Raw genomic sequence first — 24,060 nt, 5'->3', positions numbered from 1 at the left:
GTGAAATTTGACTTGTCAAGGGGGGATTTTCGCTACATATCTGCTGATGATGCAATTAACATTGTTCTAAGCTCTTTTGAAGCTCCTCCAAGGAAAACTAAGGTCATACCTGTAGAGAAGGCTTTTAATGAAGTTTTAGCTGAAGACATTGTAGTTGAAGGTGATATTCCTCCCTATGATGTTTCACATTTTGATGGGTATGCTGTGAATCATAGAGATTTAATTAATGCCTCTCCTAATAATCCTGTTCGCTTAAAAGTTGTTGGCAAACTTTTCCCTGGAGATGAGGATATTCCTGAGATTAAGCCTGGTGAAGCATGCTATGTATCAACAGGTGCATTTATCCCTAGGAATACTAATGCCATTGTACCCATTGAAGCTGTAAGGTTAATTAATGAGGATTTAATTGAAGTTCGCTATACTCCTAATATTGGCGATCACATTATCTTTAGGGGAAGTGATCTAAGGGAAGGTGAATTTCTATTTAAATCTGGCCATGTATTGAGAGCATTTGATATCGGCTTATTATCTTTCCTCGGCTTAAGTAAGGTTAGGGTTTATGTTAAACCTAAAATTGGAATCCTATCTACTGGTGATGAACTGACTTATAAAAGCTATACAAGTCATGCATTAATGCTTTATTATTTAGTTAGGCGATACTGTGGTTGTCCTTCTAATCTTGGTGTTGTGAGGGATGATAAGATTGAGATTATGGATGCAATAAGCATGGGATTAAGGGATAATGATTGTTTAATGACTATCGGTGGATGTTCGAGGGGTGTTAAAGATCTTGTTCCTAATGCTATTCTATCTCTAAGTAGTTCTAAGATTGTTTTAAGAGGCCTGAAGCGTGTGCCCGGTCGACAAACAAGCTTTGCAGTTGTTGATGGAAAACCTGTTTTAATGTTGCCTGGTCTATGTCAGTCAATGGTTGTCGGCTTCTACACTATTGGTATTCCAATCATTAAGAAGCTTGGCAGAATTAATTCTCAATTAATATTTAAATTGAAAGCCAAGTTTTCAGAAGATTTAAACGCTGAATTTATGCTTCCCTTTGAGCGTGTATTCTTCGTTAGGTTTTCAAGATTTAACGATCTACCATTAATTCGCTTTGTTACTGGGCCTTCAATGCATATGAATGTCCTAGTTAAATCTAATGGCTTCACCATACTTCCACCCTTTAAACATTATATAAGAAATGGTGAAGTTGTAGATGTCATACTTTTCTAAATATGAACGTGACTGTCTAACCTAAATTCAATTTACTGAATAATGTTACATTTTCATAGCCAATTAGGTTTTAATATGCTGTTGCTCTTTTCCTTTCTAAGGTGAGAGAGAACTTTAGTAACAACATACCTATGGGTATTAATATTATGCTTTGGAGAATTAACGTCAATAAGTAACTTGAAACTTCATCTAGACCAGCTTGATTCAATAGAATGTTTCTCATAGCGTTTACAGCGTAAGTTTGAGGTAAAATATCTCCTATAACTCTTAACTCTTGGGGGAGAACTTCCCTTGGAACATAAACTCCGCAGGTCAGTGGAACAAGAATTCTTATAAACCATACAATTGGTTCTATTCCTCTATATGCACCTGCAAGCCAGTACATGGAAGCGGATATTAGACCTATTCCACTACATGCCACTATGCTTAACAATATCACTATGATAATGTTCAAACTAAAATTCATTAATGCTTTAATTCCAAAGAAGTATACTCCTATTATAATGTACATTATGAACATTATAGTTTCCATCAGATATCTCCAGCTAGACCTGGCGAAAATAAATATGTAGGGGGATATTCCAGCCATCTGCAGGTAGTCTTTTCTTGAGAGGCTTAATCCTCCGAAGCCAATTACACGGCCATAATATAATGCTGCCATGGAGACATAGTAGATGTCCATCGAGGCATTCATATATGTATTTAGCATTAAGCCTGAGATTATATAGGCCATGTAGTCTGTCCTAAACAGAGAGCTGGAACCCTTGAGGGCTAATGCATAGTACTTGAATAGTAGAAGTGAGAATAATATTTGGAAAAATTGAAATGGAATATTCCAAAGCCACCAAGCAATTACTTTTGTTGATTCTTCATAGTAAAATGTCATGATGTACTTTAAGTTTAATTTAATTTTTTCTTGTAAACGTGAAAGATTAATCATGTTTACCACCAATATAATATAGGTATGCATCCTCTAAGTTTGCTCTTCTTACATTTAGCCTGTCAATTTTAATGCCTCTAGAAATTAATTTTTCTAAGATTTTGGGCAAGACGATATCGCTATCCTTAACCCCTAGGGTAATCTCATATTCACCTATCTCTCTCCTTAAGGGTTTAATGTTAAAGTATTTTACTTCAATACCATTTAGAATGCTTTTTAAGTTGAAGTAGGCTCTATGGATTTTAAGGGTTATTGACTCCTCTACATTGCTATTCTGAATTAAAGTTTTTGGTGTATCATCTGCAATTACTTTGCCTCGATGTAAAATGATAACTCTACTAGCTATATCTTGAGCTTCTATGGGGTGATGTGTTGCATAAAGAATGGTTATTTTGAATTTTCTGTTTAAATCTGAAATGTAATTCCGTATGAATCTTGCAGCCTCAGGACTTAGACCCATTGTAGGTTCATCTAATAGATAGACTGGTGCCCTCTTAAGAATTCCAATTAATAGTCCAACTCTAGCTTGTTGCCCTGTTGAAAGTGCACCAAATGGTCTATCTAATATATCCTTGATTTCAAGCTTCTCAGTCATATCTAAAACATCTTTAATGGGAAACTGGAAGAGCCTAGCCATAACTTTAAGATTCTGTCGTACAGTTAATCTAGGTTGAGCCCATGCAATAGTACCCAATAAAGATGGAATATATGTAATATTCTTCATAGCTTCTTTTCTATTTCTCTCTACGTCATACCCCATAATTTCAGCTCTTCCACTACTAGGCGGTATAATGCCAGCTAGAATTTTAATTAGAGTAGTCTTACCAGAGCCATTCGGCCCTAATAGACATACAAATTCACCTCTCTTCACAGTAATGGAAACACCCTTCAAAGCATAAATAGTCTTCTTCTTTACCGACAATCGCATGAAAACTTCATAAATAAATCTTGCACCAGTAGCTTCATAAAAAGCTCCAGGATCATAAAATCCTGCACCAAGAACAGTATACACTCTTGTCAAATTCTTGGTTATAATGCATATGTCATTCTTCCTTAGCAATTTTCCACCGTAATCCCTTTTTCTTTTAAGATGTTCTTAAATCTACTAATTACATAAAGTTTAACAATTTTTTCTAAAGAGCCTCTGCTAAACGTTTTGCCACAAATAATATTAAAAGGATTTTTCGTTACATAGTACGCTTCATATAAGCAACCACCATTACAGTAAGGCAAAATGTTACACTTCCAACATTTAGCAGGAATCTGTTGCATTCTTGTGAGAAAATTGTAGTAAATCGGTTTGTATTTATTTGCATATATATTTCCTACTGCAAATTTTTTCAAGCCTACGAATGCCCAACACTTATAGATTTCGCCACATGGATCTATAATTTGCGAATTTTCTTGCATAGCTGTACACAGTACAGGTTGCGGTTCCAAGTGGTATGCAAAGCCTTTTTTAATAGCGATTTTCCATAAATTGAACACTCTATCAGTAATTTCTTCATCACTAAATTGCATTTTTGTACAATATGGAAAGACACCTCTTGGGATACCTATTCCAAGTTTCACTTTGTTCTTTAACCCAACACTTTCTAAATAGTCCAAGAAAGCAGGGAAATTGGCGTAGTTCATTTTATCTATATTTACTCTTATTATTATAGTTTTAGGAGGAAGTATCTCAACTACATCAAAAATATTTTCCATTATTTTGTCGAAGGATCCTTTACCATTTTTAAATGGTCTTCTCTTATTATACATTTCTCTTGTCCCATCAATGGAAATTTGTATCCTTTCAAGGTTATACTCATATAACGTTCTTATGATCACTCTATTCATTAGAGATCCATTAGTAATCAACCCAATACTTAATTTTATATTATTTTTTAAACAAAAACTCTTAAGTCTTTTCAAGATTACTATGCCAGCTTTTATATTTAATAATGGCTCACCACCATAGAAAGCAATACTGAGTTTTTCAGGTCTTGTTATCTTTGCCTTTTTTTCAATATATCCTGCAATATCCTTAGCTGTTTTAATGTCCATATAAATGGGAGCTATTACGTTCCCATGCTTTTCATAACAGTAAATACATGAAAAGTTACAATCGTAAGTTGTCAATATTACAAAGCTTAACACATTGGAGGTATATCTAGATTTGCTAAATAAGTATTGATAATATTTCAGCTCATCTAGATTACAATTAACGAGGAATTCTTCTTCTTTAAATGTGTTAATAATGTGTTCAGGAATTGCTGAAATGTTACTTTCTAAACATTTCTTTAGCTCGTTGTCAATTAGTGCAATAGCACCATTGAGAGTATTATATAGTATCCACCATTTTTCGGATAAGGGTATCAGAAGAGTAAAAATTGATTTTTTGAGATGTGATGACATTTCTATTCACATTAATCTCTGTCACTAACAGGTGAACAGAATTTGCCACAATTTATAATGCAACACAAATATGGATTTACATTTTTCTGTTTTAATATTATAACTTCCATTTAGACACCTCCTATGGAAGTTATAATATTCCATTAATTTATATTTCAAAAAGTAATATATATATCGTTAAAATTAAGAAAGATAGGTTAAAATTATAAACTCGACTTTACGTCATGTTTTAATTCAGCTAAGCCATTCTGCCTTTATTCCATTTCTTATTGTTAATGGTTTTTTATTGCTGTTTGGATATTCGGGTTTGTAGTGTGTTATTTCCATTGCTACTACTGGTACTTCTATTTCGAAATTGTTTAGAACTTGTGGGTGTATTTCACCTATTATTCCTATTGTTTCATTGTTAACTATTATGGCTGCTGTTCTACCAGTTATGAAGGATGGATGCTCTCTTCTCTCCAACTTTATGTTTAATCCTAAGTCTAGTGTGAATGCTTGTAGTACTCCTTGGATTTCAGCGAAGGTTGTCTTTGCTGATGCTATTGCTATTGCTGTATTTCTTAAGGTTATTACTTCCTCTCCGTGTGGTATGGCTACATAGCCTATTTCAAATATTTTTTGTGGATAGCTTACATGTTTGTTTAGTGATAGGAATTTCATTAGGTGTGGAAGTATCCATCTTCTATAAACGTTTAATTCTGATGTTATTGGGTTTTCAATTTCTACTAGTTTCATTTCTTTTATGTTCATTTGTTTTGTTTGGAGTTTGCTGCTTGATAGGGTGAATGTTAAGATTTCTTGGAATCCTAGGCCTATTAGGGATTGCCTTATTTTTGCTTCAATGATCTCCATTTTTGATGGCTTTCCGACTGTCACTATGCTGGGTATTTCTGGGGTTAATTTATCATATCCATATGCTATTGCTACATCTTCTATTACGTCAACTTTGTGTAGGACGTCTACTCTGTAGGGTGGTATTAGAATTTCAATTTCTTCATTGTTAATTATGTCTGTAACGCCATATCTCATTTTTTCTAGTAACTTGGCTATTTGATTGGCATTTATCTTAATTCCTATTAGGTTTAATATTTCCTTTATCTTTAACTTCATTTTTCTTGGCATTAGGTTTGGTGTTACTTCTACTTTGTTTTCATCAACGTATTCTATGTTTACTGTTTCTATTTCTCCTCCTCTGTCTATTAGGTTGAATATTATTATGTTTAGTGTTTGATTTACTGCTTTACTGTCAATTCCAGTTAGCTCTATGAATAGGTTTTCTGTATTTTCTGTTACTCTTGTTCTTTCACTATTTATTATTGGTGGGAAACTGAATACTCCTTTTTCATCTATATATACTGGGTATCCCTCTTGGACTAGGTGTTTGTATTCTATTCCCTTTGGATGATTTATTAACACTTCTTCCAGCGTCATTGGTATTGGCATGTCGAGTGGTATAATTTCTGTGGTTGCATCTGCTTCTGTGTATATTATTGGTGGTTTGATTGCGTTTAGGTCGTGGAATCCTATGGCTACTTTTCTTCGATTTCTTCCTATGGTTAGGTGGAGTGCTTCCTGCATTCGCATTAGACTTCTAACTGCTCTGTCGTCTAGATCTAGATTTCTAACTATTGCGCATGCTATGTATGGTCTGACTTTTGCATTAACCACTTTTACTGTTAAGTTTGATTTTTTAAGTTGAATTGTTGATGCTTTGTGTAGTCCTGTTTCGATTTCAAAGTATCCCTTTAATGCTCTTGCTAGTCCTTCAACACTTAGTAGGTCTGGTCTATCTGGTTCTAGTTCTACTGTTATTTCATCTTCCGTTATTTCCTTTACTTCTCCTTTAAATTGTGTTATCGCATTTATAATGCTGTTTAGATCTGCTATTTTCGTCATTTGCATCAGTTCTTTTAGGTCTATGGTGAGGGTTGGCATTTTACCACCTCCATATTGAGGGTATAGGTTTATTTCTAAGCCAGTTTAAGTCATGTGTTAATAGCATTCTGATGTCTTCTATGTCTAATGCAACCATGGCAAGTCTATCTATGCCTAGTCCCCATGCTAGTACTGGAACTTTTATTCCTAGTGGTAGTACTACTTCTGGTCTAAAGATTCCTCCTGGTAGTGCTTCCATCCATCCTAGCTTTGGATGCTTTATGTAGCCTACTACACTTGGCTCGGTGAAGGGGAAGAAGGCTGGCTGGAATTTAACCTCTTTTATTCCAAAGGCTTCAGCTATTGTTTTAATGAATCCTATTAGGTGTCTGAGGTTTACGCTTTCTCCAACAACTATTCCTTCACATTGATTGAATTCTGGTAGGTGCGTGGAGTCTATTTTGTCCGGTCTATAGTTTTTGTCTATTGTGAACATTTTCTTTGGTAGGTCTTTCTCTGTTAATGTTGATAGATATCTTGCGGAGACTGCGGTTGTTTGACTTCTTAATATTAGTCTTAATGCTAGCTTTGGATCCCAGTGTCCCCATCCAGTTGAGCTGGTTATCCATCCATTTTCATGTGTTTTCTTTACGTTGTTCCAGATTTCCTCTTTAGCGACTTGTCTAATTTTTAAGTCTTTTATGTAGAATATGTCATGGATTCCTCTAGCTGGATGATCTGATGGCATGAATAATGCGTCACAATTCCAAAAGTTTACTTCTATTGGGGGACTTGATACTTCTTCAAATCCTAAACCTATTAGTAGTTCTCTTATTTCGTCAATTATTTCTCTATATGGATGCTTTCTTCCCCTTATTGGTGTTGCAACTGGTACATGAATGTTGTAGGGTCTCAGAAACACTTTTTTCCATTTACCTGTAATTATTAACTCTCTAGTTAATTCACTTACTTCTTCTTCTGGCTTAATTTCCTTGGCTATTTTTTCTCCTTCATCTGTTAGTTTTACTCGCATAATCTTTGTTTTTAATTCTCTTAGTATGTCTCCTCTACCTTTAAGTTCTTTGATTATTCTTAAGTCTTCTTCTGATAATTTCTCTTTATTTTTTATCTTCATGAGAACTTGCATTGGCTTATAGGTTTCATCTAAGGCTTTTAATCCTTTTTCTGTTAGGATTAATGTTATTTTTCCTTCTTTTCTTACTATTCTAACCCATTTCCTTTTTAATGCCCAGCTGACACCATATTTTAATTCATCTTCTTCTAGCTTTATTTTGCTTAGTTCTACTTGCCCTCCCGCCTTTTTTAGCTTGTGTATTAGTCGGATTTCAGGGAAGCATTTTTCTAGATATTTTTCTCCTTCTCTTCCAATTTGATATTTTGTTTGTATTAGTTCTTCTAGTTCTACAAATCTCCTATTTTTTAGCATTTGAGAGGCCCAAACAACCGTATCAACGCTTATTCCTAGCTTTTTGGCAATTTTCTTTACGCTTTGCTTTCTCTTTGATAGTACAGTTAATACGAGCTTTTCTTTAGGATGTAATTCTGATATTATTGCTTCTAGGAGTTTTTTGGAAATTGGCGCTTCATCACCATCCCCAACTTAGCTTAAATTAGATTTTATTCAGTTAAATCTTTTACGCTTTTAAGTATTACATTTAACTTGTTGTTCCGGAACCTTTAAGTGTTACTTTCTATTTTAAGGATGTGGTATTAATGGTGGATGAAGAATCCTTCAGACTTATTGGAGCTTGTGTATATATATTGTGCTACTTGTAATATTTATCAAAGCTATTTTTCCTCTGAACTTTTAGAGAATTCTTGGAGTAAAGTTATGACGATGCTAGGAGGAATGCTTTAAGGCAAAGGGAAATTGGTTTGAAGCAATAGTTAGAAGAAATGTAAAATAAGCATTGAGTTAAAATTTAAAATTTTCTAGAATAAGTTTTCTTTACACTTCATGAAGTAATCATAGCGTTTTTATTTGCATAAGTAATATTTGATTGGTGGGAGATGGAAGTGGCTTCTTTTAATGATTATTTATTAAACGTTAATGTTCGTGAGTTTTTGGAAGAGCTGAATTATTCCTATTTGGAAATGATTATGAATCAAATTAAGCATTTTTCTGAAAGGGAAGCTGAGAGACGTGATCAGATTGTTTTGAATTATTTTGGTGAGGATGGTGTGAAGCGTATTGTAGCGGCTATAGTGGAGTATCTATTTAAACCACCTAGATTATCGAGTTATTCGAAGATTTTGGATGTTGGCGCTGGTTCTGGCTTCTTTACAGTTAGAATTGTTGATGAAGTTTATCGTCGCTTACCCCATGCTTCTTTTTATGCAATGGATATTACTCCTGCAATGCTACGTGTCTTGATGAAGAAGTCTGAGAATATTATACCCTTTATAGGTGTTGCTGAAAATATTTCTAAAAGTATTGAGTTTTCAAGTAAATATGTTAGTCTTCCAAGGAAGTTTGATGCTATTTTCTCGATTCTTACTTTACATCATTGTTTAGATGTTGAGAGGGTTTTTGAAAGTTTTAGTGGTGTTCTTACAGATCGTGGGAAGGTGATAATTGTTGATTTATGTGAACATTCATTTGTGGAGTTTAGAGAGGAGATGGGTGATATACATCTTGGCTTTAATTTATCTTTTATCAGAGGATGTGCAGAGAAATATTTCTCTCATGTTTGTATTGAAAAGTTGCCTGGAATATGCTGTGAATGTTCTGGTAGGTCTGCTCAGCTTTTCATAATGTATTTGTATTAAATTGAACTTTAACTGTAAATTTAGTTACTTCTTTTTAATACTTCCTTGAGTAGAAGTGTATATAGTGGTTTTTCATTTTTCACATGTATTTCAATTTTCTTAGTTAGTTCTTCTATTAGTTTTGCACTTAAACTAATTTTTCCCATAGTCAAATTCTCTCTTATGATTCTATATTTTTCCATCATTTCTTTATGATCGCTTTCTAATTCTTTTGTAAGATCCTTTTTTGACCATTGTTTTTCAGCTATTGGAAATAGATTTTCTTCTTCCTTTTGTATATGAGGTATGAATGCTTCTAAGAAGAAGTCTAGGAACTTCTTCATTCCCCTTAAGATGTTTTTCTTCATTAATTCACTTAATTCTTTAATTCTTTTAGGGAATGTTTCTTGTTTATAGGTAAGTTCCTTTAAGGCTTCTGAGATTTTTTGTCATGATGAGTTGTCGTGAATTATTTCCCTATAACTAATTTATCTAACGTTTTCCTAATAAATAAATTGTTAGTTATTCTTAAAGACTTAATGTTTTAATTTGAATTTAATTGGAAATTTTTAAATACTTTTATTAATACTATTTTTAATTAGCGTTTTGTAAGAAGGATGAAGTATGCTGTTTGGCCCTAAAGTTAAATTAAATTTGGAGACTGATAGGGATTCTTACTTTCCTGGTGATTATATTAATGCTCAATTGAACATTGAGACTAATAAGAAATTTAGCTTTAAGGAATTGAGGCTTGAGCTGTTGTGTCAGTCTGATTTGAAGTGGGATGTTGTAAGAGAATATTCACTTTATTCTCAACCTTCTGAGGATGAAGATCCTAGAGAAATGGTTGCAGAGTCATCTACATTTAAACTCATGGGGTTGAAGGAGAAAATTAGAGGTGAAGGTGAATTTTTAAAGCCTGGTATGAAGCTTTCTGGCGGTATTAAAGTTCCACTAGACGCTCCACCAACCTTTTATGGTGGCCGAATTAGAACTACATGGCTTCTCAAGGCTGTTATAGATAGAAAGATGAGGAGGGATATAGTAGCTAAAAAGCAGATAACTGTTTTATCTGAAATATCTGGCGAAAAATTTTATGGAGAGGTTTTCAAACCCATTGATAGGGAATATTTTTCTGGATATGTGAAATTGCCAAGAAAAATCTTCACTTCCGGTGAAATACTGAAAGGCGAAGTAGAAATAACCTCCACTAAGAATTTTGAGGTAGATGAGTTGAGAGTTAACATGCTCAATTGGATTGAGCTCAATCCAGAAGAAATTCTATCAGTACCAATTTCAAGTTCCTTAGATTTCAGAGGTTCAGAAACTTATTCTTCTCCTGTTAAAGTGTTAAGAAGTAATTTTAAATTGATTGAAGGTTTAAAATTTACTTTTCCATTTAGCTATAAAGTTCCAAGTGTTCATAGGCCAAGCTGTAAAACTAGATATTACCAGTCAGAATGGTCCTTAAATATAAACTTCATCAAGGGGAGACTGCCTATCTTAGCTTTGAGAATTCCTGTTGAAGTTGTAGATCGAAGAGGATAGTCCAAGGATATTCCAGTAAAATCTAAAGTACCCTTAATTTTTTGTGTTGTCTAGAAAAGTAGAAATGTACAGAGACATGCTTAATTAGTTTTGAACTAATTGGGAGTCTACTCTTATTTTAATGGTGCGGGGGGTGGGATTTGAACCCACGAAGGCCTTCGCCAGCGGATCTTGAGTCCGCCGCCTTTAACCTGGCTCGGCAACCCCCGCTCTATGATTGATTAATGCTCACCTAATAAATAAAAGTTAATGTTATACAAGTAATTATTATTTTATGGTGATTTTGTGATTAAGATTGGTTGTTGTGGTTGGGCTGTTAAGGGTGGTAAGGAAGCTTACTTTAAGGTTTTTAATTTAATTGAACTTCAGAGCACTTTTTATAAGTTACCTAGGGTTTCTACTGCCGAGAAGTGGAGGAGGATTGCTCCTGATGGTTTTGAGTTTACCTTGAAGGCTTGGCAGGTTATTACTCATCCTCCCAGTAGTCCCACTTGGAGAAGAGCTGGAATTAAGGTTGAGCCTGGCTTAGAGGATAAGTATGGTTTTCTTAGACCTACTAGGGAGAATTTTGAGGCTTGGAATAAAACTCTTGAGATTTGTCGTGTACTTGGAGCTAAGATTTGTGTTTTTCAAACTCCTCCCTCCTTCGGCTTTTCTCATGATAATGTTAGGAATGTGAGGGAGTTCTTTTCCAGTATTGATCGTGGTGGATTGGAGATTGGATGGGAGCCTAGGGGGACTTGGCTTAAGCATTTAGATGTAGTTAGGGATCTTTGTGTCTCACTTAATCTAATTCATGTTGTTGATGTTTTTAGACGTGAGCCTGTTTCAAGTAATCCTATTTGCTATATTCGTTTGCATGGTATTGGTAGAGGTGAGGTTAATTATCGCTATAAGTACACTGATGAGGATCTCAATGTTCTATTTGGAAAGGTTAGGGATTTGATTGAGAGAGGTTATGGGATGATTTATGTCTTGTTTAACAATGTTTTTATGGCTGATGATGCCTTGAGGTTTAAGCAGTTGATTTCAAGTTCATTGTCCTAGTATTTTTGATATGTTTTCTTTGAATGGTGGATATATTACTTCTTTCTCAGTTATTATTGCTGTTATTAATTCTGGTGGCGTCATATCAAATGCATAGTTTACTACTTCTATGTCTTCTGGAGCTATTTTGCATCCACATATCTCTGTTACCTCTCTTGGGCTTCGCATTTCGATTTTTACTTGTTCTCTTGTAGCTTTTAGGTCGAAGGTTGATTTTGGTGCTGCTACATAGAATGGTATTTTATGGTTTTTTGCTAGTATAGCTATTGTATAGGTGCCTATTTTATTGTAGGTTGTTCCGTCACTCAGTATTCTGTCTGCTCCAACTATTACTTTGTTTATTTTTCCTTTTTGCATTAGTAGTCCTATTGAGTTGTCTGTTACTAGTGTTACTGGTATTCCATCTGCTTTTAATTCGAAGGTTGTTAGTCTTGCTCCTTGAAGTTTAGGTCTTGTTTCTGGTGCTATTACTCTTATTTTTTTCCCTTGTTTCCATGCTGATCTTATTACTCCTAGGGCTGTTCCATAGTATACGCATGCTAGTGAGCCTGCATTGCAGTAGGTTAGTATTGTGTCTCCATCTTCAATTAGTTTTGCTCCATTTTCACCTATTTTCATGTTGATTTGCTCGTCTTCTCTAAGTATTTTTACTGCTTCATCGATTACTGCCTTTATAATCTGATTTATGTTTCCCTTAGTTTTCCTTGCTATGTTCATTATTCTTTCAGTTGCCCAGAATAGATTTCTAGCTGTTGGCCTTGTATTCTTGATCATATTAGCTGTTTTCAATAGTTCACTTATTAGTTCTTTAGTGTTTTTGGCTTTTGTATGGTATGCTGTTAATGCTAGTGCTAGTGCTGCAGCAGCACCTATAGCAGGTGCTCCTCTTATTTCCATTGTTTTTATTGCTTTTGCAATTCTTTCTGGTTTTTCTGTTTCTATGAATTCTAGTTTTTGGGGTAGTAGTTGTTGATTGATTAAGATGACTTTTCCGTTTTTCCATTCAATTGTTTTGGGGAGCATTTTTTGCCTCCAATACTTCTTTTAGTATGTTTACTATTATGTCTATGGATTTTTCTACTTCTGGTGTAAGTTCTTCTCCGAAGTCTATGTTTTTTGGTTGTATTCCTATTATTATTACTTTGGCGCCTATAACTTCTTCTATGTAGCTTATGAGAATGTGTGGTGATGGTTTATGTGTTGAAATTGTTGGATAGTCTAGAAGGTTTTCCTTTGCTTGTATTGATATATATCCTGCTGGTTTTCTCATGTCAATTGCATCGATTAATATTACGTGTGTAGGTTTGATTTTTTCAACCATGCCTAGGAAGTTTTCTGGTGTTTCTCCGCATTTGATTATTTTTAGTTTCTCGTTTTGAATTTTTAGTAGGCTGAGTTTTTCAGCTACTATTACTCCTGCTGCATCATCTTTTCTTAATTTGTTTCCAATTCCCATAATCACTATTTTTTCTGCATTTTTTAATTGTTCATTTAATTGTTCCTTCATATCAATGGATAAGTATCTTTAAAGGAATATATAATGATGTGTTAAGTTACATTTATTGGAGGTTGTCGGTTTGGGTGAAGCGTCTTTTAGGGGGTTTATAAGGGATTCAAGTGTTGTGATTATGGGTGAAGATGCAAATAGGCTTTGGGGTTCAGGTTATTATGGAGAGCTTAGAGATGATTGTTTAGTTTTAGCTTCCTTTGAAGCCTTATACTTGGTTGAGAGGGGTCGTTTAGCTGTTTATGATGATGGTAATCGTTTTAGTTTTAAGGAGCTTTTAAATTATTTTTTGAGGAGGGATCCTGATATTTGGATTAAATATTTAATTTACTCTGATTTGAGGCGTAGGGGATATGTTGTTAAGCCTGGTTTTGGTGGGAGGATCTCCTTTAGAGTCTATAGGCGTGGTGCTATTGTTGGAAAGGAGCCTGCTAAGTATCTTGTTTATGGTTCTGTTGAGGGTAAGCCTATTGAACTTGAAGTTTTATCTGAAATGGTTAGGGAGGCTAGAAGTGCTAGGAAGGATTTAATTTTAGCTATTGTTGATCGTCAGGGTGAGGTAACCTATTATGATGTAACTCAAGTTAACCTTTAGGTGATTAAATGTCCAATAGGTTTTCAGCCTTTCTAATTATTATTCGTCCAGTTAATTCGATTATGATGGGTTTGGGTGTTGTTTTAAGTGAGATCATTGCTTTTCAGGGTATTCCTAGTCTTCATTTATTGTTTTTTGGTTTTTTGACTGCCTTTTGTCTGACAGCTTCTTCTATGGTTTTGAATGATTATTTCGATTTTGAGGTTGACTTGGTTAATGCACCTTGGCGTCCTCTTCCAAGTGGTTTGATTAAGAAGAGTGAAGCTATAGTTTACTTTGTTGCTTTGACTTTTATAGGTATTTTTTCTTCTTTGCTTATTAGTTTTGAGTGTTTTCTTTTAGCTTGCTTTGCAATCTTTATTTCTTCATTTTATAATGCTCGGGGTAAGAGGTATGGTTTACTTGGTAATTTTATGGTTAGTTTTTGTGTGGCTTTGCCTTTTCTTTTTGGTTCTATAGCTATTAGATCATATGGTTCATTATTGCTTCAAGTTTTTTCTTTAGCTGCTTTTCTGTCTAATACTGGGAGGGAGGTTGTGAAGGGAATTGTTGATGTTGAGGGTGATAAGGTTAGGGGTGTTAGGACTGTTGCTATGGTTTATGGTGGGAGATTTGCAAGTATTGTTGCTTTATTTTTCTTTATTGGAGCTATTTTAATTGGCTTTATACCTATATGGCTTGGAATTGTTTCATGGCTTTATTTTCCATTTTATTTTATGTCATGTATTGGTTTTCTTTTTGATTCATTTGTTTTATTTTGTGATCCTTCTCCTAATAAAGCTAAAACTATTAAGAGGCGTGTTTTAATTTATATGTTGTTGGCTATGCTTGCAGCTTTCCTAGGTGGTTTTCCTAAATTTGTGGTTTGGTGATTTAACGTGGTGAGAAAGTATAGGCGATTGCGGGGTATGCGTGATTTACTGCCTGAGGATGTTGCTAAGTTAAATTATGTTAAGGATGTGGTTAGGAAGCTGTTTAGGCTTTATGGTTATAAGGAAATTTTAACTCCTACTCTAGAGTTCTTCTCTTTGTTGGCTGCTAAGTCTGGGGAGGAGATTAGACAGAGAATGTATGTTTTCACTGATCTTGGAGGTAGGAAGGTTGCATTAAGACCTGAGATGACTGCTCCTGTTGCTCGATTTTATATTAACAATATGTCTAGTTATCCTAAGCCCTTACGTTTAGGGTATATTGTCAATTGTTTCAGGTATGATGAGCCTCAGTATGGTAGGTATAGGGAGTTTTGGCAGGGTGGTTTTGAGCTTATTGGTTCTAGTGAGCCTGAATCTGATGTTGAAATATTGGAGATAGCTGATTCTCTATTGAAACGTCTAGGTTTCCGTAATCATTACATTAAAGTTAATCATATTGGTGTGATGAGAGAGTTACTTAAATTTGAGGGAATTTCAAGTGATAATCAGAATCGAATATTTACTTTGCTTGATAAGGGTAGGTTAGTGGATGCTCTTAACTTGCTTAGAGAGTTTAGAGTTTCTGATAAATTTGTGGAGATTGCTAAGTCTCTTTTTGCATTGAAGGGCTTCAATTATAATGATTTTATAGGTAAGGTGGAGAAATTACTAGCTGACTATGAGGATGCACTAGTTGCTCTTGAGAATTTTAAGCAGATTCTCGAATTAACTGAGAAATGTGATTTAACTGGTAAGTTGCTTGTAGATTTTAGTTTTGCTAGAGGTTTAGAATACTATACGGGGATGATCTTTGAGGTTTATGCACCGCCAGTTAGAGTTGCCTTAGGTGGTGGTGGGAGATATGATAAGTTAATAGAGCTTTTTGGAGGTGAACCTACACCTGCTGTTGGCTATGCACCTGGACTTGATAGGATTGTACTTGCAATGAAGGAATTGAAGATCCCCTTCAACTATGAAAAGTATATTAGAGTTTTCGTGATTCCTGTTGATGAGAACGTTAAATCTGAGGCTGTTAAAATTGCTTATAGACTGAGGGAATTTGATATATCCGCTGAGTTAGAGATTTTAGGTAGAAGTTTGAAGAGGGCATTATCATATGCGAATAATATGAATTTTACTTATGCAATAATAGTTGGTGAAAGAGAGCTTTCTAGAGGAAAGATTGTGTTAAGAAATTTGGAGGAAAATATTCAATTTGAAGTAACTTTAGAAGAGGCTATTAAGCTGCTAAAGCAATAATATATTTGAGGGATTAGAAGATGCTATCTGAATCTGATGTTATTGAAATTTTCAGGAAGCTCAGATCTATGAGGGCGAGGGCATATTTTTTCTTTAAGGACTTTAAGTATATACTTGCAATGTCTGGTTTAATTCATGCATGTGATAAGGGTCTTAAAGCTGTTGAATGGCCTAAAGCTTTCGGTTCTAAGACTCCTAAGGAGGTTTTGAATTCTCTTCCTCTAGAGAAAATAGAGGTTTATAAGAGAAAGCAGATTGAGCCGAGAATTTTCTTTTCCTTAAAGAATTTTCTTGACTGGCTAGATAAAATGATTTAGTATAGTATTTTTCTTTGAGATGGAAAAATATTAAATTTAATTTTACACATGATTTCATGGGCCCGTAGCTCAGCTAGGATAGAGCAGCGGCCTCCTATAGACTTGGAGGTAGCCGTTGGTCGTGGGTTCGAATCCCACCGGGCCCGCCATACAATTTTCTTTTGAATGTTTTAAAGTTTGAAATGTTAATTTTCTAATGATGTTTTCATCAAACCTTAAATTTCCCTTTAGTAATAATTTTATTAGTCTAATTGTTAATGTGAGTGTGGCGATTGTATGGCTGGAATTGAAGTTAAGCCTACGAGAATGGAGTTACTTGCTTTTAAGCGTAGGTTGAAGTTGGCTAAACGTGGATTAGAGCTTTTACAGGAGAAGCAAGATGCTCTTATAATGGAGTTTTTCGCTGTAGTTCAAGACTATAAGGCTGTTAGAGAGGAGGTTGTCTCTGCTCTTAAGGATGCTTTCCTGGCTTTAGGTAGTGCTGAAATGGAGCTTGGTGCATTAAAGCTTGAGAGAATTGCTGCAGGGATACCTGAAGCAATTGAGGTTAGTATGAGAACTAGGAATATTATGGGTGTTTTGATTCCAGTTTTCAGTGCTAAGATTGAGAAGATTGAGAGGCCGTATAGCTTGATTGATACTTGTGCTAGTCTTGATGTTGCTGTGAGTAAGTTTAGTGATGCTCTTAGTAGGATTGTTAAATTAGCTGAGGTTAGCGCTACTTTAATTCGCCTCGCTGAAGAGGTTAGAAAGGTTAGGAGGAGAGTTAATGCTCTTGAATCTATGGTTATACCTAAGCTTGAAGAGGCAATTCGATATATTGAATTTTACCTATCTGAAAGGGAGCGGGAAGACATATTTAGGGTGAAGAGGATTAAGAAGAAGTTGGAGTTGAGAACGGCTAGAAGATAATTATTTTTTCATTGAGGTTAACATTAAAATTGCTTTAGCTAGATCTCCTTCTGATTGAATTAATGCTTTTCTTGCTTCTTCTATTGACACGCCTGCTTGTGCTGCTACTAGCTGTATATCTTCTTCTGGTATCTCTATTTTCTCTTCCTTTCTGGTTATTATTGGTTCTCCTATTACTTGGAATATTGTTTGACCGCTGACTTTCATTATTGAGACTGTTGGCTCTGGTATTTTTATGATCTCATTTCCTCTTATGATTAGTACTTCTTCTACGTTTGATAGTTCTTCTAATGCTAGTCCAAGTTTTTTCATAATTCTTCTCATTTCTCTTGGAGACATTCTCCGCATCATGTAATCGCCAACCTATATTTATACACTTTAATCCTTTATTCCTTTTCTTACCTTTACTGCTATTCCTGTTTTAAATGCAAGCATTTCCTCTCCATTTAAAATTGCTTTTCCTATAGCTAGTAGATTATCATTTTCATCTACTATGATTACTTCGCTTCCTGGCCTTATTTGTGGATCTGCGTTTATTATGTGTTTTGCAAATACGTTTCTTCCTTTCATTATGTATTCTGCTACTTCGTTTTTAACTATAACTCTTAGTCTTGGTTTTTCTGTTGCTTCTAATATTCTCTTGGCGCCTTCAATTGATAGAGCGAATAGGCCGTCTTTTGGCCTTTTCGTTGCAATTAGTTTTCCTTTGTAATATATCTCCTTTATTTTTCCTGTTCTCCTTGATTTCCTAAATTTTACTTCTTTTGGGAAAAGTTTTTCACCTATGCCTAAGCCAAATTGATAGTCTGCGATTCTTCTTAGTTTATAGAGGTCTGTTGATGGCATAGATTTCACTTTAAATGTATGCTGTTGGTGGAAATGGGGTTCTTTTTCCTCTTAAAATTTTATTTATGGCTTTTATGAAGTCTTTCATTGTTACTTTTTTATTTCTGTTTCTAATGGCGTTCATTCCTGCCTCTGTACATATTGCCTTTATATCTGCTCCACTTGCGCCAATCGTCATTTTAGCTAGTGTTTCGAGTGAAATGTCCCTTGAGAGTTTCATTTTTCTAGTGTGTACTTTGAATATTTCTAGTCTTGCTTCTTCATCTGGCATTGGAACCTCTATTATTCTATCGAATCTTCCTGGTCTTAGTAGGGCTGGATCTAATAGGTCTATTCTGTTGGTTGCTGCTATTATTTTAACGTTCCCTCTAGGGTTGAAGCCATCTAATTCACTTAATAGCTGTGCCATTGTTCTTTGTACTTCTCTTTCGCCACTTGTTGATAGACCTGATCTTCGCCCTCCAATTGCATCTATTTCATCGATGAAGACTATGCTTGGTGCTTTTCTTCTTGCTAGTGCGAATAATTCTCTTACCATTCTTGCTCCTTCTCCAATATATTTTTTGACTAGTTCTGATGCTACTACTTTGATGAAGGTAGCTTTTGTTTCATTTGCCACTGCCTTTGCTAGTAGTGTTTTTCCACATCCAGGTGGACCATATAATAGTACTCCTTTAGGTGGGTCAATTCCTATTTCTTCAAATAATTCTGGTTTTAGTAGTGGTAGTTCTACTGTTTCTCTTATTTCTCTTATTTGTTGTTTTAGTCCGCCAATATCCTTGTATGAAATGGTTGGTTTTTCAATTACTTCCATTCCTCTTATATATGGATCTTCAAGTTGTGGTAATATTTCCACTATAGCAAAGGTTCTTTGGTTTAATGCTACTCTAGTATTTGGATATAGTTTGCTTTTATCAATGTCATTGGATATTTGAACTATTAAGTTTGGTCCAGTAGTGCTCTTAACTATTGCTCTATCATCTCCTAATACTTCAATTACATATGCTTCGATTAGTGGTGGTGTTAACAGTTTCCTTATTTTATCTCTAAGCATTTCTATTTCCTGTATTAGCCTTTCTCTTTCCTCGTTAAGTGCTTGAAACTCTATTTCTAGATCTCTAATCCTCTGCTCTAGATATCTAGTATAATCTCCAAGGTCTCTAAATAATATGGCATCTCCAGTTTCTGATGGTGCTGGCATCATCGTCCCCCATTATTTACCATGACATAAATTGTTTTGGTGTATAATTAAAATTTCTACATTAAGCGTAAATTGTATAAGTTTAATTGTTAATTTTTTCTTGGTGTTTAATTTTGAGTTGTGAACTATGTGGGAGGCCTATTCGGGGGAAGGCACATAGGGTTATGATTGCTGGTGCAATATTGTCTGTTTGTTCTGCTTGTTCTAAGTTTGGTGTTCCTGTTAAGAGGCCGGTTAAACCCTTTAGGGATGCTAAGAGTACTATTGTGAAGAGGAGGTATAGCGTTCGAAGAGCTAGTTCCAGGTTTGAAGATGAATTTGAAGTTGTGGAGGACTTTTCAAGGAGGATTAGGGAGGCTAGAGAGGCTCTAGGTTGGACTAAGGAGATTTTAGCTGAAAGAGTTAAGGAGAAGTTTTCGGTTATCCGTAGAATTGAAGCTGGAGAAATGGTTCCTACTCTAGATTTAGCTAGGAAGCTTGAGCGTATCTTGAAGATAAAGTTGCTGGAGCGTGTTCCTGAATATTCTCCTCCTATCACTAGTGAAAAGTCTAGTGAATTAACCCTTGGAGATATAGCTGAGATTAAATTTAGGAAGAAGCGTTAGCTAATTTGCTGTTTTATTTGTTTTTTCACTTCTTCTAGGAGTTTTTGTAGGTTTGTTTTTCTTTTTGCACTTATAGCTATTATGGGTTGATATGGAAATATTTCTTTTACAATACTTGCTTTCCTACCTATTTCTTCCCAGTTTATTAGGTCTATTTTATTGAGGCATATGATTAAGGGTGTGGCTGGGGCAACTCTTCTTAATATTTCATCTGATGCTTCGACTTTTCTTTTTATGTTTTCATTACTTTCACTTACATCTATTACTAGTATTATGAGATCTGCGAGTGATAGTTCATGTAGTGTGGCGTAGAATGCCTCTAATATTAATGGATGCATGTCTTCTATGAATCCAATTGAGTCTACTAGTATGAAGTATTCTTTTTTCCCAATGTTTACTCTTCTACCATAAGTTGCTAGGGTGGTGAATGGTCCTAGTCCTACATCCTTTTTTTCCTTTGTTAGTTTATTGAATAATTCAGTTTTACCTGCTTGAGTATATCCTGTCAGGATTACCACTGGTACTCCCAGTTCATGTCTTCTTACCATTAGCATTTTACTTTTAAATCTTACTTTTTCCAGCTTTTTTTCTAGGATGGCTATTCTTTTTCTAACATGGCTTTCATATACTTTGTGTAGGTATTCTCCTAAGGCTCCCCATCCTACTTGTTCTCCGTATAGATTTCTGAATCTTACATATTCCCTTGTCCATGGAAGCGTATAGTATAGGCGGGCTAATTCTATTTGGAGTTTTGCTTCAGCTGTTCTCGCTCTTTCCTCGAATATTTCTAGGACTAATAGATTTCTATCTATTACATTTATTTGCCATCCTAATTCTCTTCTCAACCTGAATGCTTGACTTGCCTTTAATGTGTTTGAGAAGATTACTGTTTCTGCCCCTGTTTTTTCTACAACTTCCTTTAATTCCTGTACTTTTCCTCTTCCAATATAGAAGGCTGGATCTGGTGCCCTTCTTTTTTGAATAATTTTTCCAACAACCTTGTATCCTCTACTTTGGGCTAATTCCTCTAGTTCTTTTAATTTAGATTTATATCCGCTTGTAATGCATTCTACTAGTACTGCTTTCATCTTCACATTTCAATTGAAATCTTTAAATTAAAATTTTGTGTGGTTTATATTATGAAGAAATGGTCATACAAGATTTATGTTTTACGTATTGGCCATAGACTTGAACGTGACAAACGTGTTACTACGCATGTGGGATTGGTGGCTAGGGCTTTTGGTGCAGATGGAATATTTATTGATTCTGATGATAAACATGTATTTAACTCGTTAATTAAAGTAGTTGAATTGTGGGGTGGTCCATTTACCATTAAAATTGGTGTTGATCCTCTAAGATTAGTTAAGGAGTGGAAGGAGAATGATGGAGAAGTAGTTCATTTAACTATGTATGGTCTTAATTTGCCTAGTGTAATTGATGAAATTAAAGCTTCTAAGAGAGATAAGCTGATAATTGTTGGAGCAAAGAAGGTTCCTAAGATATACTATCTACTAGCAGACTGGAACATTGCAATTGGTAATCAACCTCACTCTGAGATAGCTGCTCTAGCTATCTTCCTTGAAAAATTAACTGATGGATGGGTTTTTAATTCCATCTTTCATAACGCTAAACTTAAGGTTATTCCCTGCACTAGAGGAAAGAGGGTTATAAAACTTTAATTAAGTCAAAGAGTTTAAATTCATATAAAACAATAAATTAAGTAGCATCAGTCAATAATGTTGGAGTGATCCAAGTAAATGTTATATGAATATTATGAAGAATTCGAAATAGACGAAAGTTTCATTGCAGTTATCCGGGAAATCGGCGGGGAAGATGCTGTTTCAATTGCAGTTTTACTAGCTGAAAATCCAGAAATGACTGATGAAGCAATAGCTGAAAAAACAGGAATAAAATTAAATAATGTAAGAAAAATACTTTACACCCTATTTGACAATCAACTAGTCTCCTATAGAAGGATTAGGGATAGATCTTCAGGCTGGTTTGTCTATCTTTGGAGATTAAATAGAGACAATATTGAATCACTTGTAAACTTGAAGAAGCAACTTGTACTAGAAAAATTAAGACAAAGACTTGAATATGAAAGAAACCACATGTTTTTCTACTGTCCAGATGATGGTGTAAGAATGACCTTCGAAGAAGCAGTAGAATACTCCTTTAAATGCCCAATCTGCAATAAACCATTACAACCACACGACAACACCACAATAATAGATTTCCTTGAAGAACGTGTCAAAAAGCTAGAAGAAGATTTATCTAAGTCTAAGGGATAAGCTATAATTGCCATAGACATTACCTTCCTAGAAGTAGGTGGGCGGGTGGTCTAGCTGGTTAGGATGCCGCCCTTACACGGCGGTGATCGTGGGTTCAAATCCCACCCCGCCCATATTTCATCTTCAAATTGAAGATAAAAATCCATGATATTTAAGGTGCCAAGTGGATACAATTTTATAGTTGATTTCAATTTTACACATCAAATTGTATAATCACTTCCATAAATAAGAAGGCAATGACTTAGTAATTAAGTAGCTCTTATTCAAGCTAAGTTAATCAAATTTAAGTAGATTACCTACCAAAATTTCAATAAATCCTATCTAAAACTATCAAAAATTGAAGTTATTGTTCTTGAAAATCGATATATTTCAAAATAAACAAAACTCAAGCAAATAAATATATTTCAATGAAAGTTAAAAAAATAAAAATTTAAATACAAGCCATGATATACTTATTTTAGGAGTGGTCTGAAAATATGAATAAAAAATTGCCTTTGACAATAATAGCGATATTTCTAATCCTAAACACACAACCCTACCTTGCAACAGCCGCAGAATGGACAGTAAACTCAGACTTCAACAACAATGGAGAAAAATGGGTAGCAAGAACATGGGTATGGGATATATTTGACATCTACTATTATGAGTCTCCCTCACCAGGTCAACAAGAAGGTGTAGATTTTGCCGAATTTATAGTGATAAACAATGATTGGATGGCATATTTACAAGCTGACTATGATTATAAAGTTGGAGAACCTCCCTTTGGCTATTATAGAACTGTTTGTGCTGGTGTTACCCAAGGTTGGGTTTGGGGTGAAGAAAAGAAACCAGATGGAATAGTTCAGCCAGATCCATTGCCAATTACACCGGAACTATCAAGTTTAATGATGTATACCGATATTTATGAAAAGTGGGGGTGGAGTTTAAGTTGGGAATATGGTGTACTCACAGATGTATGGTTTAAGGCCTATGATGTTGTTAAAGAAGTAGATGGAACTTATTATTACTATCCAGAAACAGTATTTGGAATAGATTTCTATTATGATATTGGAGGCCGCATATATCCATCAGATGGTTCAGTATACGATCGTCTTCCAGTAGCTTTCATATACATTAAATATAATTTAGGATCGGGTTTACGTGTAAATGACATTCTCGCAACAATGATAGAAGCATCACAAACTTCACCAAACTATGGAATATACTTCTCCCACTGGAACTGCAAACTATATCAAGTAGAAGCCCTAGTCGAAGAAGCAGGAGGATACGCTACAGCCAAATACAAATATTTGAGAATTGAGTATACATATTCATCTTCCTCAAGCAATGATTACCCAACACTACTAGTTTTAAGTGAAAATGGATGGAAAAACGAAGACCCAATACTAATTTGCACTAACAAGGACGTCTATGACATACATATAATCAAAACGTTCCCAATCGAATATAATGGAACTTATAGATTAATACTAAAGGGAGCTAAACAACATACGATACAAATTGATGAAATCTTCCTAATAGCAATCAATTCTACCACAAATAAAGGATTCAAACTACCATTAATAAAAGCAATTCACTCATCAAAAGGAAACATAGAAAAACAAGTAAAATCAAGAGACAAAATATACATAGAAATAAAACCAAATGAAAACTTAAAACTACAATTCAAAGCACTAAATACAAGCAGAGGACAATGGAAACTCATAATTATAATAAAAGGAAGAGTAAAATAACTATAATTTTCTTTTTTAATTGGAGGCTTAAATTTGAATGATAGTTTTGAATCTGAGATTCATACTCCAAAAG

Annotated in this window: 25 protein-coding genes and 3 tRNA genes; 15 read left to right on the top strand and 13 right to left on the bottom strand. The window is 34.7% G+C overall.

All coding sequences use genetic code 11. The annotated features are described in order from the left end of the window. Positions 1–1,230 (top strand): molybdopterin molybdotransferase MoeA, encoded by a 1,230-nt coding sequence (locus tag ACW8TM_RS05150; protein WP_491532210.1) that lies wholly within the window; start codon positions 1–3, stop codon positions 1,228–1,230. A gap of 70 nt (positions 1,231–1,300) precedes the next feature. Here ACW8TM_RS05150 and ACW8TM_RS05145 read toward each other — a convergent pair whose 3' ends face one another. The 5 genes from ACW8TM_RS05145 to pheS form a co-directional block, all read right to left on the bottom strand. Next, entirely contained in the window at positions 1,301–2,170 is an 870-nt protein-coding gene (locus ACW8TM_RS05145; protein ID WP_491532209.1) for an ABC transporter permease, read from the bottom strand. Continuing rightward, positions 2,163–3,230: an ABC transporter ATP-binding protein gene (locus tag ACW8TM_RS05140; RefSeq protein WP_491532208.1), complete on the bottom strand. Its 1,068-nt coding sequence runs from the start codon at positions 3,228–3,230 to the stop codon at positions 2,163–2,165. Before ACW8TM_RS05140 ends, ACW8TM_RS05145 begins: the two co-directional genes overlap by 8 nt. Further along, complete coding sequence (locus tag ACW8TM_RS05135; protein ID WP_491532207.1) at positions 3,224–4,567, bottom strand: radical SAM protein; 1,344 nt, start codon at positions 4,565–4,567, stop codon at positions 3,224–3,226. Before ACW8TM_RS05135 ends, ACW8TM_RS05140 begins: the two co-directional genes overlap by 7 nt. A 234-nt stretch (positions 4,568–4,801) precedes the next feature. Then, entirely contained in the window at positions 4,802–6,505 is a 1,704-nt protein-coding gene (gene pheT, locus ACW8TM_RS05130; protein ID WP_491532206.1) for a phenylalanine--tRNA ligase subunit beta, read from the bottom strand. 1 nt (position 6,506) lies between these two features. Continuing rightward, positions 6,507–8,015 (bottom strand): phenylalanine--tRNA ligase subunit alpha, encoded by a 1,509-nt coding sequence (gene pheS / locus ACW8TM_RS05125; RefSeq protein ID WP_491532301.1) that lies wholly within the window; start codon positions 8,013–8,015, stop codon positions 6,507–6,509. 551 nt (positions 8,016–8,566) lie between these two features. Here pheS and ACW8TM_RS05120 point away from each other — a divergent pair. Beyond that, the gene (locus ACW8TM_RS05120) at positions 8,567–9,235 is read left to right on the top strand and encodes a class I SAM-dependent methyltransferase (protein WP_491532205.1); all 669 of its coding nucleotides are present in this window, start codon (positions 8,567–8,569) and stop codon (positions 9,233–9,235) included. 20 nt (positions 9,236–9,255) lie between these two features. Here the strand turns inward: ACW8TM_RS05120 and ACW8TM_RS05115 are convergent, their stop codons facing one another. After that, a complete protein-coding gene (locus ACW8TM_RS05115; protein WP_491532300.1) occupies positions 9,256–9,603 on the bottom strand; it encodes a hemerythrin domain-containing protein in 348 nt (115 codons plus the stop codon). A gap of 235 nt (positions 9,604–9,838) precedes the next feature. On the opposite strand from ACW8TM_RS05115, the gene ACW8TM_RS05110 reads away from it, so the two are divergent. After that, positions 9,839–10,762 (top strand): vacuolar protein sorting-associated family 26 protein, encoded by a 924-nt coding sequence (locus ACW8TM_RS05110; RefSeq protein WP_491532204.1) that lies wholly within the window; start codon positions 9,839–9,841, stop codon positions 10,760–10,762. Between the two features lie 122 nt (positions 10,763–10,884). Here ACW8TM_RS05110 and ACW8TM_RS05105 read toward each other — a convergent pair. Further along, positions 10,885–10,972, bottom strand: a tRNA-Leu gene (locus ACW8TM_RS05105). A 75-nt stretch (positions 10,973–11,047) separates the two neighbouring features. Here ACW8TM_RS05105 and ACW8TM_RS05100 point away from each other — a divergent pair. Further along, positions 11,048–11,809 carry a DUF72 domain-containing protein gene (locus ACW8TM_RS05100; RefSeq protein ID WP_491532203.1) on the top strand — a complete coding sequence of 254 codons (762 nt, stop codon included), beginning with the start codon at positions 11,048–11,050 and terminating at the stop codon, positions 11,807–11,809. Here the strand turns inward: ACW8TM_RS05100 and mtnA are convergent. Next, the gene (gene mtnA / locus ACW8TM_RS05095; protein WP_491532202.1) at positions 11,798–12,832 is read right to left on the bottom strand and encodes an S-methyl-5-thioribose-1-phosphate isomerase; all 1,035 of its coding nucleotides are present in this window, start codon (positions 12,830–12,832) and stop codon (positions 11,798–11,800) included. The genes ACW8TM_RS05100 and mtnA overlap by 12 nt on opposite strands. Continuing rightward, a complete protein-coding gene (gene hycI, locus ACW8TM_RS05090; protein ID WP_491532201.1) occupies positions 12,813–13,316 on the bottom strand; it encodes a hydrogenase maturation peptidase HycI in 504 nt (167 codons plus the stop codon). Before hycI ends, mtnA begins: the two co-directional genes overlap by 20 nt. 70 nt (positions 13,317–13,386) lie before the next feature. Between hycI and endA the strand changes: the two genes are divergently transcribed. From endA to ACW8TM_RS05060, 6 genes are all read left to right on the top strand, one after another. Then, positions 13,387–13,911 carry a tRNA-intron lyase gene (gene endA / locus ACW8TM_RS05085; protein WP_491532200.1) on the top strand — a complete coding sequence of 175 codons (525 nt, stop codon included), beginning with the start codon at positions 13,387–13,389 and terminating at the stop codon, positions 13,909–13,911. Positions 13,912–13,919: 8 nt separating this feature from the next. Continuing rightward, positions 13,920–14,783, top strand: coding sequence for a UbiA family prenyltransferase (locus tag ACW8TM_RS05080; RefSeq protein ID WP_491532199.1), 864 nt, complete (start codon positions 13,920–13,922; stop codon positions 14,781–14,783). Between the two features lie 6 nt (positions 14,784–14,789). Next, the gene (hisS, locus tag ACW8TM_RS05075; RefSeq protein WP_491532198.1) at positions 14,790–16,082 is read left to right on the top strand and encodes a histidine--tRNA ligase; all 1,293 of its coding nucleotides are present in this window, start codon (positions 14,790–14,792) and stop codon (positions 16,080–16,082) included. Between the two features lie 20 nt (positions 16,083–16,102). Then, entirely contained in the window at positions 16,103–16,399 is a 297-nt protein-coding gene (locus tag ACW8TM_RS05070; RefSeq protein ID WP_491532197.1) for a hypothetical protein, read from the top strand. 58 nt (positions 16,400–16,457) lie between these two features. Then, a tRNA-Arg gene (locus tag ACW8TM_RS05065) sits at positions 16,458–16,548 on the top strand. Positions 16,549–16,675: 127 nt separating this feature from the next. Next, positions 16,676–17,311 (top strand): V-type ATP synthase subunit D, encoded by a 636-nt coding sequence (locus ACW8TM_RS05060; RefSeq protein WP_491532196.1) that lies wholly within the window; start codon positions 16,676–16,678, stop codon positions 17,309–17,311. Here ACW8TM_RS05060 and ACW8TM_RS05055 read toward each other — a convergent pair whose 3' ends face one another. The 3 genes from ACW8TM_RS05055 to ACW8TM_RS05045 are packed head-to-tail and all read right to left on the bottom strand — an operon-like array spanning position 17,312 to position 19,358. Next, positions 17,312–17,662, bottom strand: a complete 351-nt coding sequence (locus ACW8TM_RS05055; RefSeq protein WP_491532195.1) for a nascent polypeptide-associated complex protein — start codon at positions 17,660–17,662, stop codon at positions 17,312–17,314. A 27-nt stretch (positions 17,663–17,689) separates the two neighbouring features. After that, positions 17,690–18,157 (bottom strand): PUA domain-containing protein, encoded by a 468-nt coding sequence (locus tag ACW8TM_RS05050; protein WP_491532194.1) that lies wholly within the window; start codon positions 18,155–18,157, stop codon positions 17,690–17,692. A 10-nt stretch (positions 18,158–18,167) separates the two neighbouring features. Beyond that, positions 18,168–19,358 carry a proteasome-activating nucleotidase gene (locus ACW8TM_RS05045; RefSeq protein ID WP_491532193.1) on the bottom strand — a complete coding sequence of 397 codons (1,191 nt, stop codon included), beginning with the start codon at positions 19,356–19,358 and terminating at the stop codon, positions 18,168–18,170. A gap of 113 nt (positions 19,359–19,471) precedes the next feature. Between ACW8TM_RS05045 and ACW8TM_RS05040 the strand changes: the two genes are divergently transcribed. Then, a complete protein-coding gene (locus tag ACW8TM_RS05040; protein WP_491532192.1) occupies positions 19,472–19,963 on the top strand; it encodes a multiprotein bridging factor aMBF1 in 492 nt (163 codons plus the stop codon). Here the strand turns inward: ACW8TM_RS05040 and hflX are convergent. Beyond that, positions 19,960–21,051, bottom strand: coding sequence for a GTPase HflX (gene hflX / locus ACW8TM_RS05035; protein WP_491532191.1), 1,092 nt, complete (start codon positions 21,049–21,051; stop codon positions 19,960–19,962). The genes ACW8TM_RS05040 and hflX overlap by 4 nt on opposite strands. Before the next feature lie 51 nt (positions 21,052–21,102). Between hflX and ACW8TM_RS05030 the strand changes: the two genes are divergently transcribed. From ACW8TM_RS05030 to ACW8TM_RS05015, 4 genes are all read left to right on the top strand, one after another. Further along, complete coding sequence (locus ACW8TM_RS05030) at positions 21,103–21,642, top strand: tRNA (cytidine(56)-2'-O)-methyltransferase (protein WP_491532190.1); 540 nt, start codon at positions 21,103–21,105, stop codon at positions 21,640–21,642. A 78-nt stretch (positions 21,643–21,720) separates the two neighbouring features. Next, positions 21,721–22,254, top strand: coding sequence for a transcription factor E (gene tfe, locus ACW8TM_RS05025; protein ID WP_491532189.1), 534 nt, complete (start codon positions 21,721–21,723; stop codon positions 22,252–22,254). A gap of 39 nt (positions 22,255–22,293) precedes the next feature. Beyond that, positions 22,294–22,367: transfer RNA gene (locus ACW8TM_RS05020), tRNA-Val, on the top strand. Between the two features lie 363 nt (positions 22,368–22,730). Then, complete coding sequence (locus ACW8TM_RS05015) at positions 22,731–23,987, top strand: hypothetical protein (RefSeq protein ID WP_491532188.1); 1,257 nt, start codon at positions 22,731–22,733, stop codon at positions 23,985–23,987. Positions 23,988–24,060 lie beyond the last annotated feature (73 nt).

The organism is Candidatus Culexmicrobium sp. (assembly GCF_058356305.1).
The sequence above is the reverse complement of the archived record's forward strand: the minus strand, read 5'-3'. Positions and strand labels throughout refer to the sequence as shown.

What these genes read in the sequence shown, in the direction of transcription:
- ACW8TM_RS05055 (WP_491532195.1), bottom strand. Translation starts at nt 17,662, where the DNA reads ATGATGCGGAGAATGTCTCCAAGAGAAATGAGAAGAATTATGAAAAAA.
- ACW8TM_RS05060 (WP_491532196.1), top strand. Translation starts at nt 16,676, where the DNA reads ATGGCTGGAATTGAAGTTAAGCCTACGAGAATGGAGTTACTTGCTTTT.
- hycI (WP_491532201.1), bottom strand. Translation starts at nt 13,316, where the DNA reads ATGAAGGAACAATTAAATGAACAATTAAAAAATGCAGAAAAAATAGTG.
- ACW8TM_RS05045 (WP_491532193.1), bottom strand. Translation starts at nt 19,358, where the DNA reads ATGCCAGCACCATCAGAAACTGGAGATGCCATATTATTTAGAGACCTT.
- ACW8TM_RS05145 (WP_491532209.1), bottom strand. Translation starts at nt 2,170, where the DNA reads ATGATTAATCTTTCACGTTTACAAGAAAAAATTAAATTAAACTTAAAG.
- ACW8TM_RS05015 (WP_491532188.1), top strand. Translation starts at nt 22,731, where the DNA reads ATGAATAAAAAATTGCCTTTGACAATAATAGCGATATTTCTAATCCTA.
- ACW8TM_RS05120 (WP_491532205.1), top strand. Translation starts at nt 8,567, where the DNA reads ATGAATCAAATTAAGCATTTTTCTGAAAGGGAAGCTGAGAGACGTGAT.
- ACW8TM_RS05135 (WP_491532207.1), bottom strand. Translation starts at nt 4,567, where the DNA reads ATGTCATCACATCTCAAAAAATCAATTTTTACTCTTCTGATACCCTTA.
- ACW8TM_RS05070 (WP_491532197.1), top strand. Translation starts at nt 16,103, where the DNA reads ATGCTATCTGAATCTGATGTTATTGAAATTTTCAGGAAGCTCAGATCT.
- ACW8TM_RS05050 (WP_491532194.1), bottom strand. Translation starts at nt 18,157, where the DNA reads ATGCCATCAACAGACCTCTATAAACTAAGAAGAATCGCAGACTATCAA.
- tfe (WP_491532189.1), top strand. Translation starts at nt 21,721, where the DNA reads ATGTTATATGAATATTATGAAGAATTCGAAATAGACGAAAGTTTCATT.
- hflX (WP_491532191.1), bottom strand. Translation starts at nt 21,051, where the DNA reads ATGAAAGCAGTACTAGTAGAATGCATTACAAGCGGATATAAATCTAAA.
- ACW8TM_RS05030 (WP_491532190.1), top strand. Translation starts at nt 21,103, where the DNA reads ATGAAGAAATGGTCATACAAGATTTATGTTTTACGTATTGGCCATAGA.
- mtnA (WP_491532202.1), bottom strand. Translation starts at nt 12,832, where the DNA reads ATGCTCCCCAAAACAATTGAATGGAAAAACGGAAAAGTCATCTTAATC.
- pheT (WP_491532206.1), bottom strand. Translation starts at nt 6,505, where the DNA reads ATGCCAACCCTCACCATAGACCTAAAAGAACTGATGCAAATGACGAAA.
- ACW8TM_RS05110 (WP_491532204.1), top strand. Translation starts at nt 9,839, where the DNA reads ATGCTGTTTGGCCCTAAAGTTAAATTAAATTTGGAGACTGATAGGGAT.
- ACW8TM_RS05080 (WP_491532199.1), top strand. Translation starts at nt 13,920, where the DNA reads ATGTCCAATAGGTTTTCAGCCTTTCTAATTATTATTCGTCCAGTTAAT.